Origin of the sequence: Mesorhizobium tianshanense (genome assembly GCF_007830515.1) — a bacterium.
Lineage (GTDB): Bacteria > Pseudomonadota > Alphaproteobacteria > Rhizobiales > Rhizobiaceae > Mesorhizobium > Mesorhizobium tianshanense.
On record NZ_VLKT01000011.1, the window covers coordinates 148,543 to 165,055 of the forward strand.

A 16,513-nucleotide genomic window follows, 5' to 3' on the forward strand; every position below is an offset into this window, starting at 1 on the left:
GATCGCCACGCGCCACAAGAGAAGCAAACACGATCATGTTCAGATTTCTGCTTGTGCGTATCGCCTCGGCGATTCCTGTCCTCTTCGTCCTGAGCGTCGTGACGTTCGCGATCATCCAGGCCCCGCCGGGCGACTACAGCGACTATGTGCGCTCGCAACTGATCAACCAGGGTGGCGCGTCCTTCGAGAAGGCCGACGCCCAGGCGCAGGCCTACAAGATCGCGCATGGCCTCGATAAGCCCTTGCCCCTCCAGTATGTCAACTGGATCACCGGCATCGTCACCCGCGGCGATTTCGGCCACAGTCTCTTCTACAACAAGCCTGTCGCCGATGTGGTCGGCGAACGTTTGCCCCGTACGCTGGCGCTGGCGCTCGTCTGCCATATCCTGGCATCGGTGATCGGCATCACCTTCGGCGTCTTGGCGGCAACCCGGCAATATTCCTGGGTGGACAGCGTGCTGTCGGGGATCTCGTTTCTCGGCATGACGGTGCCGCGCTTCCTGATGGCGCTGATCATCGTCTATGTCCTGGTGTTCCACTTCAATGTCACTGAGATCAACAGTTTCCATTCCGCCCGCTACGGCGGGGCGCCCTGGTCGTGGGGCAAGTTCGTCGATCTGGTCAAGCATGTCTGGCCGGTCATCGCGATCGCCACTTTGGGCGGGCTCGCCTACAACATGCGCGTCATGCGGGGCAATCTTCTCGATACGCTGAACGCCCAATATGTCGAAACGGCTCGGGCCAAGGGCTTGAGCGAGCGCACGGTGGTCATGCGCCACGCTGTGCCGAACGCGCTGCATCCGCTCGTCATGTATCAGGGCGTCGTGCTGCCCTACATGCTGACCGGCGAGATCGAGACCGCGATCATCTTCGCCCTGCCGACGGTCGGCCCGGCCATCGTCGGCTCGATGTGGATCGGCGACGTCTATGTCACGGCGACCTTCATGTTGGTTCTGTCGGTGACCCTGATCGTCGGCAACATCATCGCCGACATGCTGCTTGCAGCGCTCGACCCGCGGGTTCGCCTTGGGGGAGGGGCCGACGCATGAAAGCCGACGTCCAACCCGTAGTCTCCGCCTCCGTGCCGCCGGCCAAAGGCCATGGCAACGAAACCTATACTGCGCTTGTCTGGCGCCGTCTGAAGCGATCCTGGACCGGCATGATAGGGCTGATCTTTGTCTGCCTCCTGATGATCATGACGATATTCGCGGAGTTCTTCGCACCCGTCGATCCGAAGCTGACCGGCGTCGGTTTCGCGCCGCCGCAGACCATCAGCATGACGGACCGGGACGGGAACTTCGTCTTTCCGCCGCGCAGCTATCCGATCCGTGAAACAGATGAATTCGACCCCGTCACGTTCCAGCCGATCGTAGGCCCCGACTACGAAAACCCGCAGACGCTCGGCTTTTTCGTCAAAGGGTTCGGGTACAGGCTTTTCGGACTGATCCCGGCGCATCGGCATTTCTTCGGCGCCACCGACGGAAGCCCGGTCAATTTCCTCGGCACCGACAAGTTCGGCCGCGATGTGCTGTCGCGCGTCATCTACGGCTCGCGCATTTCGCTGATGATCGCCCTGACCGTGGTGTTCATCATCACGGTAGTCGGCACGACTGTCGGCATGGTGTCCGGATATTTCGGCGGAAGGTTCGACGCATGGGTGCAGCGCTTCGTCGAGTTGGTGCTCGCCTTTCCGCAACTGCCGCTTTATCTCGCGCTCACCTCGCTGATTCCGGTGACGGCGCCGACCAATGTCTTCCTCGCCTTCGTCATCTTCGTCATGTCGGCGCTCGGCTGGGCACAGATGTCGCGCGAAGTTCGAGGCAAGACGCTGGCGCTGGCGCGGATCGACTATGTGCGGGCGGCGATGGCGATCGGCGCAACCGACCGCCGGATAATCTTTCAGCATATTTTCCCAAACGTCATGAGCCACGTCATCGTCGCCGTCACGCTGGCGATCCCCAACGTCGTGCTGCTTGAATCCTTCCTGGGCTTCCTCGGTTTCGCGGTGAAGCCGCCGCTGATCTCCTGGGGGCTGATGCTGCAGGATACCGCGACATACTCCGTCATCGGGTCCTATCCCTGGATCCTTGCCCCCGTGGGTTTCGTGCTGGTCACCGTCTTTGCGTTCAATGCGCTGGGCGATGGTCTTCGCGATGCCGTCGATCCCTATTGAGAAGGCCGGCACCATGGCTCTGACGGAAAAGACCTCGATGGCGCCCGACGAACGTCACGATCATGCGGTGAGGACCGGCAGCCCGATCATCGACGCCCGCAATGTCGCGGTGACCTTCAAGGTGGAAGGCGGAACGGTCGACGCGGTCAAGGATGTCTCGTTTCAGCTCTATCGCGGCGAGACCATCGCTGTGGTGGGAGAGTCCGGCTCCGGCAAGTCGGTGACGGCGCGCACGGTCATGGGCCTGCTCACCAAGCGCGCCACCGTGGCCGTGCAATCGCGGATCGAATATGATGGCAAGAACGTGCTGAAATTCTCCGACCGGCAGCGCCGGGCGCTGCGCGGCGACCGCATTTCGATGATATTCCAGGAGCCGATGAGCTCGCTCAATCCGGTCTACACGATCGGCACGCAGATCATCGAGGCGATCCGCGTTCATCAGAAGATGAGCCGCAGGCAAGCTGCGAAGCGTACGCTGGAGCTGTTGCGGCAGGTGCAGATTCCGGACCCGGAAAGCCGCTTCAACCAATATCCGCACCAGCTTTCCGGCGGTCAGCGCCAGCGCGTCATGATCGCCATGGCGCTCGCCAATAATCCGGACGTACTCATCGCCGACGAACCCACGACGGCACTCGACGTCACCGTGCAGGCGCAGATCCTCAACCTCATCCGTGATCTGCAGCAGAAGCTCGGTATGGCGGTGATCCTGATCACCCACGACCTGACAGTCGTTCGCCAGTTTTCTGACTACGTCTATGTCATGAGCCAGGGCGAGGTGATGGAGCACAACACCACCGCAGCGCTCTTCGAAAACCCTCAGCACCCCTATACGCGCCATCTTCTGGCGTCCGAGCCCAAGGGCATAGCCAATCCGCCGCCGGTGGACTCCGCCGTCATTCTCGAAGGCAGCAATGTCCGGGTATCGTTCATGCTGAAGCATGGCGGTTTCTTCAAACCGCGGCTCAAGGACCTGGTCGCCGTAGACAGTCTCAGCCTGAAGCTTCACCGGCACGAGACGCTGGGGCTGGTCGGCGAATCCGGGTCCGGCAAGACGACGTTCGGGCAAGCGCTGGTGAAGCTCCTGACCGCCGACGGCGGCGAAATCTTCTTCGACGGCGAACCGATCCACGCCAGGACACGTGACCAGATGCGGCCGCTCAGATCGCGCATGCAGGTAGTCTTCCAGGATCCGTTCTCCTCGCTCAATCCGCGCATGTCGGTCGGCCAGATCATCGAGGAGGGGCTGATCGTCAATCGGCTCGGCAATGACAAGGGCGATCGGCTCGAGCGGGTCAGGGACGCCCTAATCAGCGCCGGGCTTCCGCACAACATCCTGTCGCGCTTCCCGCACGAGTTTTCCGGCGGCCAGCGCCAGCGCATCGCTATTGCGCGGGCAATCGCACTCGAACCGGAATTCATCCTGCTCGACGAACCGACCTCGGCGCTAGATCTCTCCGTTCAGGCCCAGATCATCGACCTCCTGCGCAAACTGCAGGACGAGCGCGGCCTGAGCTATCTCTTCATTTCCCACGATCTCAAGGTCGTACGCGCGCTCTGTCACCGGGTCGTGGTGATGCAGCACGGTAAAATCGTCGAGGAGGGACCCGTCGACGAGGTTCTTTCCCATCCGAGGACCGCCTATACCGAACGGCTCGTCAAGGCCGCGTTCGAGGTAGCCGCATAAATCGCAGACAAGAGGCGCAATTCATGACGAGACAACCCAAAATCACGTTCATCGGGGCCGGTTCCACCGTCTTCATGAAGAATGTCATCGGCGATGTGCTGCAGCGGCCGTCTCTTTCGGGCGCTACGATCGCGCTGATGGACGTCAATCCGCAGCGCCTCGAAGAAAGCGAGATCGTCGCCGGAAAGCTGGTCAAGACGCTTGGCGCTGCGGCGACCATCGAGACGCATTCCAGCCAGCGCAAGGCCCTAGAAGGCGCGGACTTCGTCGTCGTCGCCTTCCAGATCGGCGGCTACGAGCCCTGCACGGTCACTGATTTCGAGGTGCCGAAGAAATACGGCCTGCGCCAGACGATCGCCGATACGCTCGGGGTTGGCGGCATCATGAGGGGTTTGCGCACCGTGCCGCATCTCTGGAAAATCTGCGAAGACATGATGGCAATCTGCCCCGACGCCATCCTCCTGCAATACGTCAACCCGATGGCGATCAACACCTGGGCGATTGCGGAAAAGTATCCGCTCATCAAGCAGGTCGGTCTCTGCCATTCGGTGCAGGGAACGGCTTTCGAGCTCGCCCGCGATCTCGAAATCCCGCTCGAGGAAATCCGTTACCGTGCCGCCGGCATCAACCACATGGCCTTCTACCTGAAATTCGAGCATCGGCAGGCCGATGGCAGCTACCGCGACCTTTATCCGGATCTCGTGCGCGGCTACCGCGACGGGCGATTTCCGAAACCCAGCCACTGGAATCCGCGCTGCCCGAACAAGGTGCGTTACGAGATGCTGACCCGCCTCGGCTATTTCGTCACCGAAAGCTCGGAGCATTTCGCCGAATACACGCCCTATTTCATCAAGGACGGCAGGCCCGATCTGATCGAGAAATTCGGCATTCCTCTCGATGAATATCCCAAGCGCTGCATCGAGCAGATCGAGCGTTGGAAAGGGCAGGCGGCCGCCTACCGGAGCGCCGAGAACATCGAGATCGAGGAGAGCCATGAATATGCTTCCTCGATCATGAACTCGGTCTGGACCGGCGAGCCCTCGGTTATTTACGGCAATGTCCGCAACAATGGCTGCATCACCTCGCTGCCGGAAAATTGCGCGGCCGAAGTGCCGTGCCTGGTCGATGCGTCCGGCATCCAGCCGACCTTCATCGGCGCCTTGCCGCCGCAACTGACGGCGCTCATCCGCACCAATATCAATGTGCAGGAACTGACTGTCGCGGCCTTGATGACGGAAAACCGCGAGCATCTCCATCACGCGGCGATGATGGATCCGCATACCGCCGCCGAGCTCGATCTCGACCAGATCTGGTCGCTGGTCGACGACCTGCTCGCCGCGCACCGCGACTGGATTCCGCAGTGGGCGCGGATCTCGAAAAACGTGCAGGCAGCGTAAGGACGGAACGGCTCTGGTTTGGAAGCTCCTGCAAGCACCGGCGGCCGGGCTCAAGCTAGATGTGGAGCCTCAACAGATTGTCCTCGGCGAGGGCGAGCGTGGCCTCTCTCCCTGGTCCGGCACGGAGGTCGCTTGCGGGGAGCCTCAGCGAGGGAAATCATGAAAAACCAAGGTCCTCGTTGCCGACGATGAGCCAACGTTCGACCTTGAAGTGACCTTTGCGAAGCAGGATTTACTGTCGCTCTGGCTCCTGTGAGGGGGCCCAAAGGTGGTTGTCAGAGGAATGTCCGGATGTGGCGGTTCTCGACGTGCTATTGAGGGACGGAGATTGCGTCTGAGGCGGTCAACTGGCCCGCTTGCCCAGTGCGATCGCCAACAACATTCCCGTCAAGTTCCGGCGTTCAGCGGGCGTTCGCCAAAAGACAGGGCCTCATCACCGACTGGGGAGGCGGTGCGTTCAGCTTCATGCAAAGCCCAAAGATGCTTGGTCCGCTGACGAAGTGCGCGCTGAAGTAGGCTCCCATGCCGACGATGCAGTGTGGCAGCTACCTGAACGCCAATCGTTTGATCTTACGACGGAATGCTATCTGTGGTCATCTCGGCTTACCCTCAAAAGGCAACCAATGTGCCGTACTACGGCGAGGCTTCCCTAGGTCCGCGCCCTAAGGGCTGCTTCCACCCGGTCGGCGCCATGTGTGACGATATAGGCGATCACCATGTAGATGACGACCGCGATCAAGAAGGCTTCGAGGTAGTAGAAATTCAGCGCAGCGGTCAACTGGGACTGCGCAAAGATGTCAACAACCTCGATAGCGAATCCGAGAGAAAGCGCCTTCATGATCACCATGAACGAGTTGGCGAGGTCCGGGATTGCGGCTACGATCACCTGGGGAAGCATGACCCGCCGGAACAATTGGCTGCGTTTGTAGCCCAACGAATAGGCCGCGTCCGCCTGACCGGTGTCAAAGGAGTTCAGGGCGCCCTTCACGACCTCCGCCTGGAAAGCGGCGACGCAAGCAGTCAACGCAACGATGAGTGTGACCCAGTTAGGCGTCAAGTGACCGTTGAACTCTATTCCAACTAGCGCGGCCAGGAACTGAAGTGCCGGGGGAAGGCCGTAGTAGGCGAGGAAGATTACAATCACCATCGGGACGCCCTTGAAGGCAACCTTGTAGGCCACGACGAGTTCCCGCAGGACAGTTATCCTGCGATATTCGACCATCGCAAACAGACTACCGACGATCGTGGAAAAGACGAAGATCGCGAGCGCCATCAGGAGCGTCATGGGCACCGCGCCCAGTATATCCCAGAGATCGGGAAGAAGAACTTCGGAATCGAACATGTGATGACCTCCTCTTCGATCAGACGCTTGCCATGATGGTGGCCTTCGCGGGAGCCGCTCTTGGTGCGAACTTCGAGGACCGAAGTTCGAAGAAGCGCACCACAAGCCACGCGGCCAGGCACAGCAGCGCATAGATCACCGCCAGGACGAGATAGGTTTCGAACTGGTACTGGTTGTAGTCCCGCTCCATGACCAGATGCGCGGTCGCCATCACGTCCGCCGCCCCGATGTACATGACCAGCGCAACGTTGTGGATCAGGTAGATGATGGAGTTTCCGTAGCCGGGCAACGCAATGTGCACCGCCTGTGGTCCGAGCACGCGAGTGAGCTTCTGACGGAAAGTGTATCCGAGACTGTCCGCCGCGTCATGCTGGCCGCGATCGACGGCCAGGTATGCCGGCCGCATGACCTCCGACAGATAACCTCCGTGGTAGAAGCTGAGCCCCAGCATCGCAGCCACAGTAGGCGAGACGAAATCTTCGATTTCGAGCAGACCGACCACCAATGGAAGCCCGTAGAACGCGACGAACAGCTGGAGGACGACGGGGACGCTCCGGGCATAGGATACGTAGAGGTCGGCCAGGTGACTGATCACCGGTACTCTGCGCACCCGGAATGTCGTCGCAATCAGCGCCAGGCAGAAGCCGACGATCATGGCCGTGAACGTGATCGCGAGTGTCAGCGGCAACGCCTTGAGCAGCTCGGGGATCATTATGGAAAGGTCCACAGTACGACACTCCCTTCTTTCAGTTTCAGCCTTGATCGTCGGCAGTCCGAGAACTCGTTTAGTGCGAGCTTTCGTTACTTCATGTACGTGGTGATGTCCTCGCCGAACCATTTCTGCGAGAGCTTGGCGAGCGTACCGTCGGCCTTGAGTTCCTTCAGCGCCTTGTCGATGTCTTCGGAGAGGGCCTTGTTCTCCTCGGAGCGGTGGATCAGGACGAAGGTGTTGTTGATGGCAACGGGCTCGCTCGCTTTGATGTCGAGCTTCTGCTGGTCGATGACCGTCTGCTCGCCAAGGTTGGACGGCAGAACCAGCGCGTCGTACTTGCCGTTCTGGACTTCCTTCAGGCGATCCGGATAGGGGATACCCGCGCTCGATGCGGTGATCTCGATCTGGTAGTCTGGGTTCTGTTCCTGCCACTGGGTAGCGAACTTGTAGATGCCGCCGCCGGCAGTGACGGGCACGATTTTCTTGCCGACGAGATCCTTCATCTCGTTGATGCCACTGTCTTTGCGGCTATAGATCTTGATCAGGCTGGCGCCAATAGGGCTCTCTGGAATAAGAAACTGCTTTTCGCGAGCGGGCGCACGGTAGTAGCCGCCGGTCGCGATGTCGTACTTGCCAGTGGCGAGGCCCGTCTCCTGAGCGATGTCGGCGGCGCCTTCCATCTCGAACTTGTACTGGGGGAGTTTCGCGTTGATGGCTTTCAGGACGTCGGGCTCGTAGCCCTGCGGCTCGACGCCGATCGCACCCCAGGACAGCGGCTTGGATTCGGCTGCCGTCGCGATCTTGATGTTGCGCACGTCCTGGGCATGGGATACGCCAGCCGTTGCGATAGCGAATGCGACGCCAGCCACGGCGAGGCCGAACCAACGGCGAGAAGTTGATCTGATAGAAGACATTTCAGGCGTCCTTTCTCTACTGGATTGCAAGCTCGGAATTGAGGAATTGGGCAAGGCGTGGATTCGACGGCGCGTCGAATATCTCGGCCGGGCTGCCGTCGGCGGCGACGACCCCCCGATCCATGAAGACGATGCGGTTCGAGATGTTCTTCGCGAACTGCATCTCGTGGGTGACGAGCAGCGAGGTGATCCCCGATGACGTGACGTCCTTGATCACCCTAAGAACTTCGCCTACGAGTTCGGGATCGAGCGACGACGTGGGTTCGTCGAAGAGCATCACGTCTGGTTTGATCGCGAGCGCCCGCGCGATGCCGGTCCGCTGGAGCTGGCCACCGGAGAGCTGGGACGGGTAGCTGTCCAGTTTGTCGGAGAGGCCTACCCGATTGAGCTCCTTCAGGGCGATCGCCCGCGCCTCGTCCCTGGACTTGCGCTGCACTACCACCAGCGGATCCATCACGTTCTGGATGACCGTCATGTTCTTGAAGACGTTGAACTGCTGGAAGACCATGGCCGTCCGGAGCCGTATCGCCTGTACCGCGGTCTTGTCTGGGCGCTGGTAGTCCATCTTGACCTTATCGAACGCGATGGTGCCGGACGCCGGCTTTACCAGGTAGTTGATACACTTCAGCAGCGTGGTCTTGCCGGTACCGCTGGGGCCGATGATCGACACCACGTCTCCGCGCTTAACAGAGAGATCGACGCCGTTCAAAACCTGCGTGTTCCCGTAGGACAGCCTTAGATCTTTGAGTTCAAGCATTTCTGGTGGGTGTCCTTTCGGGAGATGGTCCGGGAAGCGCCGGGTCGTCGCTCGCATCGTCTGGCGCTGTCTCGTGGTCCGCCCATTCGTCTCCGAGGAGCTCGGGCGTGTCGAACGCTTGGAGATCGGCGAAATGGCGCTCGCGGTCGGCGACGAAGAGCGCCCTGACAATGCCACGCGCTAGCCGGTCGGCACCTTCGCTTATGGCAGGAATGTCACCCGTGAGCTTGCCGTGGCTCAGCGTAGCTGGAAAGTTGAAGCAGTGTATCCGGGAGAGCGCTGGGCAGGCACCCGGCTCTGTTTCGAGGAATTCGAACGCGTTTCCAAGATCGGGCGAGGCTTCGAGTTCGCCGTTCGGCATTTCAGCCGGTGCGGGGAAGCGGTCACGCCACAGGCGTATGTGGGGTGCGACGGCGGCGAGCTCCGGCCGGTTCGTCAGCTCGATCTTGAAGCCGGTGCCGAAGATCAGGAAGTCGACGGGATAGCGGCCCTTCGGCGTCGTCACCACGACGTGATCGCCGTCCTGCTCCAGCCCGGTGATTGGGCTTTTCAGATGGAGATGGGCCTGCGGAAAGGCGCTGACGCGCAGAACGCTGGGGCGGGGCGGCGGCGTCTGCGCCCGCATGGCGTAGTCAAGAAAGCGCCACTTCCAGTCGTCGGGCAGGCCGGCGAAGCCGTGCACCACGCCCTGGCTGCCGATGCCGGTGAACTTGTTGATCCGTGGCAGATCCGTCCTGCGCACGAACAGGTCGAGCCGTGCCGCCCCAGCCTCGAGCGCGGTGGCGGCGTTGTCCATCGCAGAAGCGCCGGCTCCCACCACGCCGACGCGCTTGCCGCGGAGTGCGGCGAAATCGATAGCGTCGGCGGTATGAACCCAGAACTTGCGATCAATGTCGTCGGCTACAGGCGGTAAAAAGGGACCACCCAAGCCGTCGCGGCCCGTCGCGAGCACCACGTGGCGGGCGACCGTCGTTTTGGTGTGGCCGTCCTCACGGCATACGATGTCGAGCATGTCGTCCGGGCGCGGGAGGATAGCGTCGACGGTGACCCCGTTGCGTACCGGCAGGTCGAGCACGCGGCGGTACCAGACCAGGTAGTCCATCCACGTCTGGCGCGGTGCCCTGTCAAGCGCGCCCCAGGCTTCGCGGCCATGCAGCGCCTCATAGTAGGCGCGGAACGTGAGGGCCGGCAGCCCCATTGCCGGTCCGGTCAACTGCTTCGGGGAGCGGAGTGTTCGCATCCGCGCGAAGGTGACCCACGGACCCTCTCGACCGGCAGGTGCCTTGTCGAGGACGATGTGGTTGGCGACACCGAGCCGCTTCAGCATGGCCGAGGCGACAAGCCCGGCCATGCCGGCGCCGATGATCACCACATCGGTTACACGTTGTTCGTCGACGACGCGGGTCGGAACCCAGGCCTTGGCCGGCAGTTCCAGCCAGGCGAGATCCTGCTGCAGGCGCGCCTCGAGGGCGTCGAGAGAGGTCGGAAACCCTGACATGTCGCTCACGACGGCGCTTCCTCGGATAGCAAAGTTTGCCCGTAGACGGTGTCGGCCAATGCGTCGCCGGACGAGTCGTGCAGGCGGCAGCCAGGCATCGCCAAGGCAACCGTGCGCGCCGCGTCGATCATGGCGGCGACGGTCGACGTCATCGGCAGCGCGGCAGGCGAAATGACGCCGAATAGGAAGGGGATCGTGTGGTCGAGCACGCGCATCACGATACCCTTGAGCGGAACGCCGTAGACGGTCGCCGGCTCGACGATGGCGACCCCCAGTCCAGCCTTGACCATCGTGAGGGCCGTCATCGAGGCGTTGACGTCGATGATCCGTCGCGGTGTCACGCCCGCCCTTTCAAGAGCCTCGTCCACGCGATGCCGCAGGCGATAAGGGTTCGCCAGGGTGATGATGCGACGTTCGGCAAGATCGGCAAGGCGCACAATGTCGCTTTCGGCGAGAGGATCGCTCACCGCGAGAGCGACGACGCATGGAGCGTCGGCGACCCAGTGGACTTCAAGGCCGGGGTGTTCCAGCGGAAGGCTGGCGATCCCGAAGTCCGCCGAACGGGCAAGCACGGCCTGCACCACGTTCTCGGCCGCCAGCGCCTGTACATGAAGATGACGCGGAAGCAGGTCTGGCGCGACGGCCGCGATCGCCTGGGGCAGAACGCCGGCCGCAAGTGAAGGCGTGGCCGCGATCGTCAGCGAAGCAGGCTCATCGAGACCGATAGCGTTTGCCCGTTCGCGGATGTGGGTCAGGCTGGCGAGATGGCGCTCTACCTCGGCGTGAAAGAGTAGACCGCGCGCGGTCGGGCTGATGCGCGGTCCGCTTCGATGCAGCAGCGCATAGCCGATATCGGCTTCCAAATCCTGAATAAGCCGAGTGACCGCCGGCTGCGATCGGCCAAGCAGCCGTGCCGCTCCGGTCACGCTACCGGCGGACATCACCGCTGCGAAGGCCTCAAGTTGTCGGATATCGAAAGAGTTAGAATGCATATTTGACATCAACCACTCTCCGTCATGTCATTAAAGCATGGCATTTCTCAATTGACGATGGGGAATAGATAAAATTTCCACATCGAAAGTTGGGCATCATTCTCATTTGACATAGTGGCACGTCGCGCCTACCTAGATCGCATGCCTGCTGACGTACTGGGGCTTGCTTTGAGACTCATCGAAAACCTTGCCTCCGCAGGGCCGGGTTCCGCGCTTGCGGAAGCCATGGAGAAACGCGCGGAGATTTTGCGCCTCAGCGAAGCGGCCCACAATGCCGTGCTACTGCCGCGCGAACCCGGCGGCCTGTCTCATGGCCTCAGGGCCGCGCTCGCCGCCCGTATGGCGCGCCTCAATCGCAACCCGGCGCTCGCAAGCCACTACGACACCCTGGTCGCCCGCGCCGACGAACCGACGACAGCATCGCTCGTCAATCCCGGCACGAACGTGACGGACCGGCGTACCGCGGAGATAGTCCGTCACGCCGATCGGCTCACGCTCGCGCCACGCGAGGCCACACGCGCCCATGTGGACGCGTTGCGCGAGGTTGGCGTAGCCGACGCTGATATAGTCAGGCTCTCGGAGCTCGCGGCCTTCGTCAACTACCAGGTGCGCGTCATTGCGGGTATCACGCTGATCGGAGGAATGCGTTGAGCGAGCTCGTCCACACTTTCACCACCACGATACCGCGCTGGCAACCCTATGTGGTTCCAGTCGATCTCGCGACTGCCACCGACGAGCAGCGCGCGGCGATGCAGGTGACGCCGTCCGGCAAGGGCATCTCGCCCTATGTGCTCACGCTTGCGCATGACCCAGAGTCGCTCGCGGTCCGCTCACCCCTGTTTAATCTGATCATGTACGGGCGCGATGGGCTGACGGGCAGCGAGCGCGAGCTGGGAGCCGTCGCCGCTTCCGTCGTCAACCGCTGCGTATACTGCGCCGCGGTGCACGCCTCGCGGTTCAACAACCTTACAAAACGGACGGACGTCATCGAAGCTGTCTTCGCCGACGGTCTTGAGGCAACGCTCGACGAACACCTCCAGGCAATATTCGACTTCTCGGCACGCCTGTCGACCACGCCGCCCGAGGCGACCGCGGCCGACGCTCAGGCGCTGGTCGACGTCGGGCTCAACGAGCTGGAGTGTCTCGACCTGGTCCTGTCCGCTGCCATCTTCGGCTGGGCGAACCGCTTGATGCATACGCTCGGCGAGCCGATGAGGGATTGAATACTACAGACGGCCCAGGTTGAAGGCATGCAATCGATCAGCTGCCACGATCGATGAAGCGCCTCCAACGCCGCCAATGGCGTGCGGTCACTGAATTCGTTTGCTAACTCGACTGCTTTGTAAGTTATAGGGCGGTTTGCAGCCTTAAATCGTGTCGCCGCAACCACTTCTGCCGTCATTCGGAACTTTTCTTTGCGGAGATTTCCGATTGCCTAGCTAATCAGGCGACTTTGAGATCCTTCATCGCCTTCTCGTAGACGTCTTTAATCGGCTTGGATACATCTTCGGCGGCTTTCGTTGCCGCCGCCTGAAACTCCTTGCCCTGCTCGACGCTCTTTTCCAGCTGCTTGCGCAAGAAGGCAGTCTGTAGTTCGATGAACTCGGAGGGCGATTTCACGGCAACCAGGGCTTCGAGGTGAGAAAAGCTCGCCTCAGCATTAGCGCGCAACGCGGCGATCGTCTTCAGCGACAGCTCATTGCTAGCAGTCTTGGCAGTTTCGAAGGTTGACTGGAGAGCCTTCTGGGTCGTCTCGGCGCCGGTTTCCAATTTCGACAATGCTTCTTTCGACTGCTCGACGCCCTTTTCGGCGACAGCGCGGAACTGATCAGTTACCTCGTCAACGGTTGGGAGTTCTACGTTCTCGATGATTTCAGCAGTCTTATCAGCGGTCTTGGCCATAGTCTCCATCCTTTCGGTGGGCGGACTTTTACAAAAGCCGTCTCGTTCATTTAAGAAACTGACGTTACGGCATCTGCAGTGCATTGCAATATTTTTGTGCGTCGCACCATGCCTTTTTGCCTCAAGCAGATGACCGGCGATTAGCCGTGGCGCGTGAGCCCCGCTCATAGATCGGACGGATGACCGCGCTGATTAGAGCCCGTGATGTCGTCAAATTCACACCTTTGACCCAAACACGACAGCCGACATCACTGCTAACAGGTCCGCTTGCATCAAAAACGATCTTCCGAAGCAAATCTCAACCAGTGGAGGGAGTGGGATTGGAACCACCGTGAACTCGTGCCCGCGCCGGTTTTCAAGTCCGGCGCCTTGGCCAAAGCGCGTCGCGACTGAATGGATTCATGCGAACGCGCCTTAGGTTATTGCTTTATCCATCTCGTTGTAGCAAAACCGCTGCGCACCTTTGGGCGACATGCACTAATGCGCGGTTCCCGCGGCCTTTTGCCGTCGAGACCTGACAGTCTCCAGCAGTTCGCGCTCGCTGGTGTGAGCATTTCGAAAGATGGCCACAACCATCACCGCCAGAATTTCGGCGTCCGGCTCCAACGGGTCGAGATTTTCATCTGCGCAGACCTGATTGAACACGCGTTCGCAGATAGCCAAGTCGTGAGGGCTGAGGCAGGTGCGATTGAAACGCCGACGCAGCATCTGTGCCAACCTTTCAGGGCCCGTCACCCGTGCTTTGCGGCGGGCTTCCTACTGATGAACCGCTGAGGCGATGAAATGCCTGAGGGACAATATCGTCGACGGAATTGTAGGCGACTACTCGGCCCCCGATGATTGCATCGTCAAAAGTCCCAAGATCTGCGCGCACTCGTGGGCCCTGTACTGCCCAGCGATCATCAGCTGGTAGTAATCTTGCCGTTTGTGTTCGGGGACATGGAAGCCGCGTCGAAATTCAGCCGCCGCCCTTGGGGTCCGAGTGCAGCCGAGTTTACTGGCGCTGACCTTTAAACTCGCCAGTGAGCATCCGAGCTTGGCGGCAATATCTTTCAAAGGTTCGTTATTGAAATATCCATCAAGAATGATCTTGCGGCGGGCTTCTCCTTTGAGCTTTGCGTTCATTTCGTGGTCTCCTCAACTACGCTTTCATGATGCCAGATTCTATACGCACCAGGTTGAAGAGTGTCGTTAGCTTCGCATCCAGAAACTTTTCTCGGGATGCATTTCCTGCTGTAATCCGGCGTGATGACCGCTTCCGTGGACTGGCGTTCCGCTAGTCTTGCCAGGTGTCTGTGGTACACCACATCATTGAGGCGGGCATGGGCATACCCGAATCGGATATGGCACCACGCGATGAGCGCTAAGAGGCAGGACGAGGCGCTTGCGAGGCAGGCGCCGAAGCGTGATCGACGTCGTTGGCCGCGCGCCGTTCAAGCTAACAATGAGGCTGCCCCGTCACTTGCGCCGGCGCTCGTACCTTTGCTCTTTTCAACGCTCGAAGCCAGGCCATGGAAATCAAGACAGACGATTACCGCGTGTGGAATGAAGGAAGCGATATTTTCTTCGACGGCGCATGCGGCTTGCCAGGCCGGTGCGCCCATCACGGCCTTGGCGACCAGTGTTCTTGCCTCAAATCCCGCTTCCATTACGCTCAATCTGTGGGACCTTCACTTTCTCAACTCTTCCGGCATCAACCTGCTGGCGAAATTTACCATCGAGGTGCGCAAGCATCCCGATGTTCGACTCGTCGTGCGTGGAACGCCCGACATACCCTGGAAATCGAAATCATTGCCGAACCTGAAGAAGCTGCATCCCGCTCTGGTGCTTTTGATGGACTGACCAGGCCCCCCGGACTGCGTGGGCTGGCGGCAATCCGGATGGCACATGGCAGTCGGACGGTGCAAGTGCGCCGCACCGAGCGAGATATGTACGCCAAGATAAGTATTAGGATGCGAAGGTAACGACAACCCGGCCTCGTTCGTGGATGTTCGGGATGGCTTAGCGGGGGCTCGGCCACAGTGGCTTAGCGGGGGCTCGGCACAGGCGGCAGGCGTTCCAGTTGGGGGGATGTCCGGCTGCCTGTGCCGATCAGCTGCCGCTGCGCGGTCAAAGGTGGCGTCATTGAGTAGGCGTACCATGGTGAACGGCGGCTGGCTGGAGTTCATTCCGCCGCAGATCCCGACTCGGGTCAAGGAGCCGCCCGAAGATGAGGGATGGGTTCACGAGGTCAATCTTGACGGCTACCGAACACAGATCATCATCGACAAAGGCGGCGTGCGTCTTTGCAGCGAGAACGGCCGTGACTGGACCACGAAATACTGGCCCATCGCGCTGGCGGTCGAGCTGCCATGCCGGGCTGCCGTTATCGACGGCGAGGTCATTGTGTCAGGCGAGCAGGGCGCTCCCGATTGTCCTGCGCTGGAAGCCGCGATATGGAACGAACCGAGCCGGCTGGTGTTCGTCGCGTTCGACATCCTCCATCTCGACGGTCGCAATCTAGCCTCCTTGCCCCTGCTGCAGCGCAAGCAGGCGCTGTGGCAACTGGTTGAGCACGGCCTCGGCAAGATCCAGTACAGCGAGCATTTCGAGGGCAGTGCGCTAGCGATCCTTCGCGCCATCGAGAATGTGGGGTTCGAGAGCATCATCTCGAAGCGAGCCGACAGCCGCTACAGGAGCGGACCGTCGAACACATGGCTGAAGGCCAAATATTTTCTGACCATCGACGACCGCTTCTGGCGCCTCCACGCCGTTCCGGGAGCTCGCATGCTCCTTTCCGTCCAAAAACGTTGATCCGAAGGTCGGACGTTGCCCCGGCGGCTATCCATCATCTCGGAGGATTTGGGCCTCAAGCTCGAGAATGTTTCCCTCGAGACGCTCGGGCGCACCAAGAAGGTGATGATCGACAAGGCAAACACCACGATCGTCGGCGGCGCCGGCAAGCGGGCAAGCATCGAGGCCCGCATCGCCGAGATCAAGATCCAGCTTGCGGAAACCACCTCCGACTACGACCGCGAGAAGCTCCAGGAACGGCTGGCGAGGCTCGCCGGCGGCGTCGCTGTGATCCGGGTCGGCGGTGCCACGGAAGTCGAGGTCAGAGAGAAGAAGGATCGCATCGATGACGCGATGAACGCGACAAGAG

16 protein-coding genes and 2 pseudogenes are annotated in these 16,513 nt (G+C 60.8%); 9 read left to right on the plus strand and 9 right to left on the minus strand.

Annotated elements, in window-relative coordinates; all coding sequences use genetic code 11:
- Positions 1 to 35 precede the first annotated feature (35 nt).
- From IQ26_RS11290 to melA, 4 genes are read left to right on the plus strand one after another with little or no spacing between them, the layout of a single operon-like run.
- On the plus strand, positions 36 to 1,049 hold the full coding sequence (locus tag IQ26_RS11290) for an ABC transporter permease (protein WP_145716824.1): 1,014 nt from the start codon (positions 36 to 38) through the stop codon (positions 1,047 to 1,049).
- Positions 1,046 to 2,173: an ABC transporter permease gene (locus tag IQ26_RS11295; protein WP_145716826.1), complete on the plus strand. Its 1,128-nt coding sequence runs from the start codon at positions 1,046 to 1,048 to the stop codon at positions 2,171 to 2,173. The genes IQ26_RS11290 and IQ26_RS11295 overlap by 4 nt, the downstream gene beginning before the upstream one ends.
- Positions 2,174 to 2,186: 13 nt before the next feature.
- Positions 2,187 to 3,857 (plus strand): ABC transporter ATP-binding protein, encoded by a 1,671-nt coding sequence (locus tag IQ26_RS11300; protein ID WP_145716828.1) that lies wholly within the window; start codon positions 2,187 to 2,189, stop codon positions 3,855 to 3,857.
- 23 nt (positions 3,858 to 3,880) lie between these two features.
- A complete protein-coding gene (gene melA, locus IQ26_RS11305) occupies positions 3,881 to 5,254 on the plus strand; it encodes an alpha-glucosidase/alpha-galactosidase (RefSeq protein ID WP_145716831.1) in 1,374 nt (457 codons plus the stop codon).
- Positions 5,255 to 5,903: 649 nt separating this feature from the next.
- Here the strand turns inward: melA and IQ26_RS11310 are convergent.
- The 6 genes from IQ26_RS11310 to IQ26_RS11335 all read right to left on the minus strand — a co-directional run bounded on the left by IQ26_RS11310 (position 5,904) and on the right by IQ26_RS11335 (position 11,478).
- The gene (locus IQ26_RS11310) at positions 5,904 to 6,596 is read right to left on the minus strand and encodes an amino acid ABC transporter permease (protein ID WP_145716833.1); all 693 of its coding nucleotides are present in this window, start codon (positions 6,594 to 6,596) and stop codon (positions 5,904 to 5,906) included.
- 19 nt (positions 6,597 to 6,615) lie between these two features.
- On the minus strand, positions 6,616 to 7,323 hold the full coding sequence (locus IQ26_RS11315) for an amino acid ABC transporter permease (protein ID WP_145716835.1): 708 nt from the start codon (positions 7,321 to 7,323) through the stop codon (positions 6,616 to 6,618).
- A 74-nt stretch (positions 7,324 to 7,397) separates the two neighbouring features.
- Positions 7,398 to 8,222, minus strand: a complete 825-nt coding sequence (locus IQ26_RS11320) for an amino acid ABC transporter substrate-binding protein (RefSeq protein ID WP_145716837.1) — start codon at positions 8,220 to 8,222, stop codon at positions 7,398 to 7,400.
- A gap of 16 nt (positions 8,223 to 8,238) precedes the next feature.
- The gene (locus IQ26_RS11325; RefSeq protein WP_145716839.1) at positions 8,239 to 8,979 is read right to left on the minus strand and encodes an amino acid ABC transporter ATP-binding protein; all 741 of its coding nucleotides are present in this window, start codon (positions 8,977 to 8,979) and stop codon (positions 8,239 to 8,241) included.
- Positions 8,972 to 10,486, minus strand: coding sequence for an NAD(P)-binding domain-containing protein (locus IQ26_RS11330; RefSeq protein WP_145716842.1), 1,515 nt, complete (start codon positions 10,484 to 10,486; stop codon positions 8,972 to 8,974). Before IQ26_RS11330 ends, IQ26_RS11325 begins: the two co-directional genes overlap by 8 nt.
- On the minus strand, positions 10,483 to 11,478 hold the full coding sequence (locus IQ26_RS11335) for a LysR family transcriptional regulator (protein WP_145716844.1): 996 nt from the start codon (positions 11,476 to 11,478) through the stop codon (positions 10,483 to 10,485). The genes IQ26_RS11330 and IQ26_RS11335 overlap by 4 nt, the downstream gene beginning before the upstream one ends.
- Positions 11,479 to 11,637: 159 nt before the next feature.
- Here IQ26_RS11335 and IQ26_RS11340 point away from each other — a divergent pair, with 159 nt between their 5' ends.
- Both IQ26_RS11340 and IQ26_RS11345 read left to right on the plus strand, forming a co-directional pair.
- Positions 11,638 to 12,120: a CMD domain-containing protein gene (locus IQ26_RS11340; protein ID WP_145716846.1), complete on the plus strand. Its 483-nt coding sequence runs from the start codon at positions 11,638 to 11,640 to the stop codon at positions 12,118 to 12,120.
- Positions 12,117 to 12,692: a peroxidase-related enzyme gene (locus IQ26_RS11345; protein ID WP_145716848.1), complete on the plus strand. Its 576-nt coding sequence runs from the start codon at positions 12,117 to 12,119 to the stop codon at positions 12,690 to 12,692. The genes IQ26_RS11340 and IQ26_RS11345 overlap by 4 nt, the downstream gene beginning before the upstream one ends.
- Before the next feature lie 220 nt (positions 12,693 to 12,912).
- Here IQ26_RS11345 and IQ26_RS11350 read toward each other — a convergent pair whose 3' ends face one another.
- From IQ26_RS11350 to IQ26_RS11360, 3 genes are all read right to left on the minus strand, one after another.
- Positions 12,913 to 13,371 (minus strand): phasin, encoded by a 459-nt coding sequence (locus IQ26_RS11350; RefSeq protein WP_145716850.1) that lies wholly within the window; start codon positions 13,369 to 13,371, stop codon positions 12,913 to 12,915.
- A gap of 477 nt (positions 13,372 to 13,848) precedes the next feature.
- Complete coding sequence (locus IQ26_RS11355) at positions 13,849 to 14,079, minus strand: hypothetical protein (protein ID WP_145716852.1); 231 nt, start codon at positions 14,077 to 14,079, stop codon at positions 13,849 to 13,851.
- Between the two features lie 114 nt (positions 14,080 to 14,193).
- Positions 14,194 to 14,496: a hypothetical protein gene (locus IQ26_RS11360; RefSeq protein WP_145716854.1), complete on the minus strand. Its 303-nt coding sequence runs from the start codon at positions 14,494 to 14,496 to the stop codon at positions 14,194 to 14,196.
- 386 nt (positions 14,497 to 14,882) lie between these two features.
- Between IQ26_RS11360 and IQ26_RS11365 the strand changes: the two are divergent.
- The 3 genes and pseudogenes from IQ26_RS11365 to groEL all read left to right on the plus strand — a co-directional run.
- Positions 14,883 to 15,213: pseudogene (locus tag IQ26_RS11365) on the plus strand (slr1659 superfamily regulator).
- 282 nt (positions 15,214 to 15,495) lie between these two features.
- A complete protein-coding gene (locus tag IQ26_RS11370; protein WP_456086158.1) occupies positions 15,496 to 16,164 on the plus strand; it encodes an ATP-dependent DNA ligase in 669 nt (222 codons plus the stop codon).
- A 36-nt stretch (positions 16,165 to 16,200) separates the two neighbouring features.
- A pseudogene (gene groEL, locus IQ26_RS11375) lies at positions 16,201 to 16,513 on the plus strand (chaperonin GroEL); the annotation flags it as partial.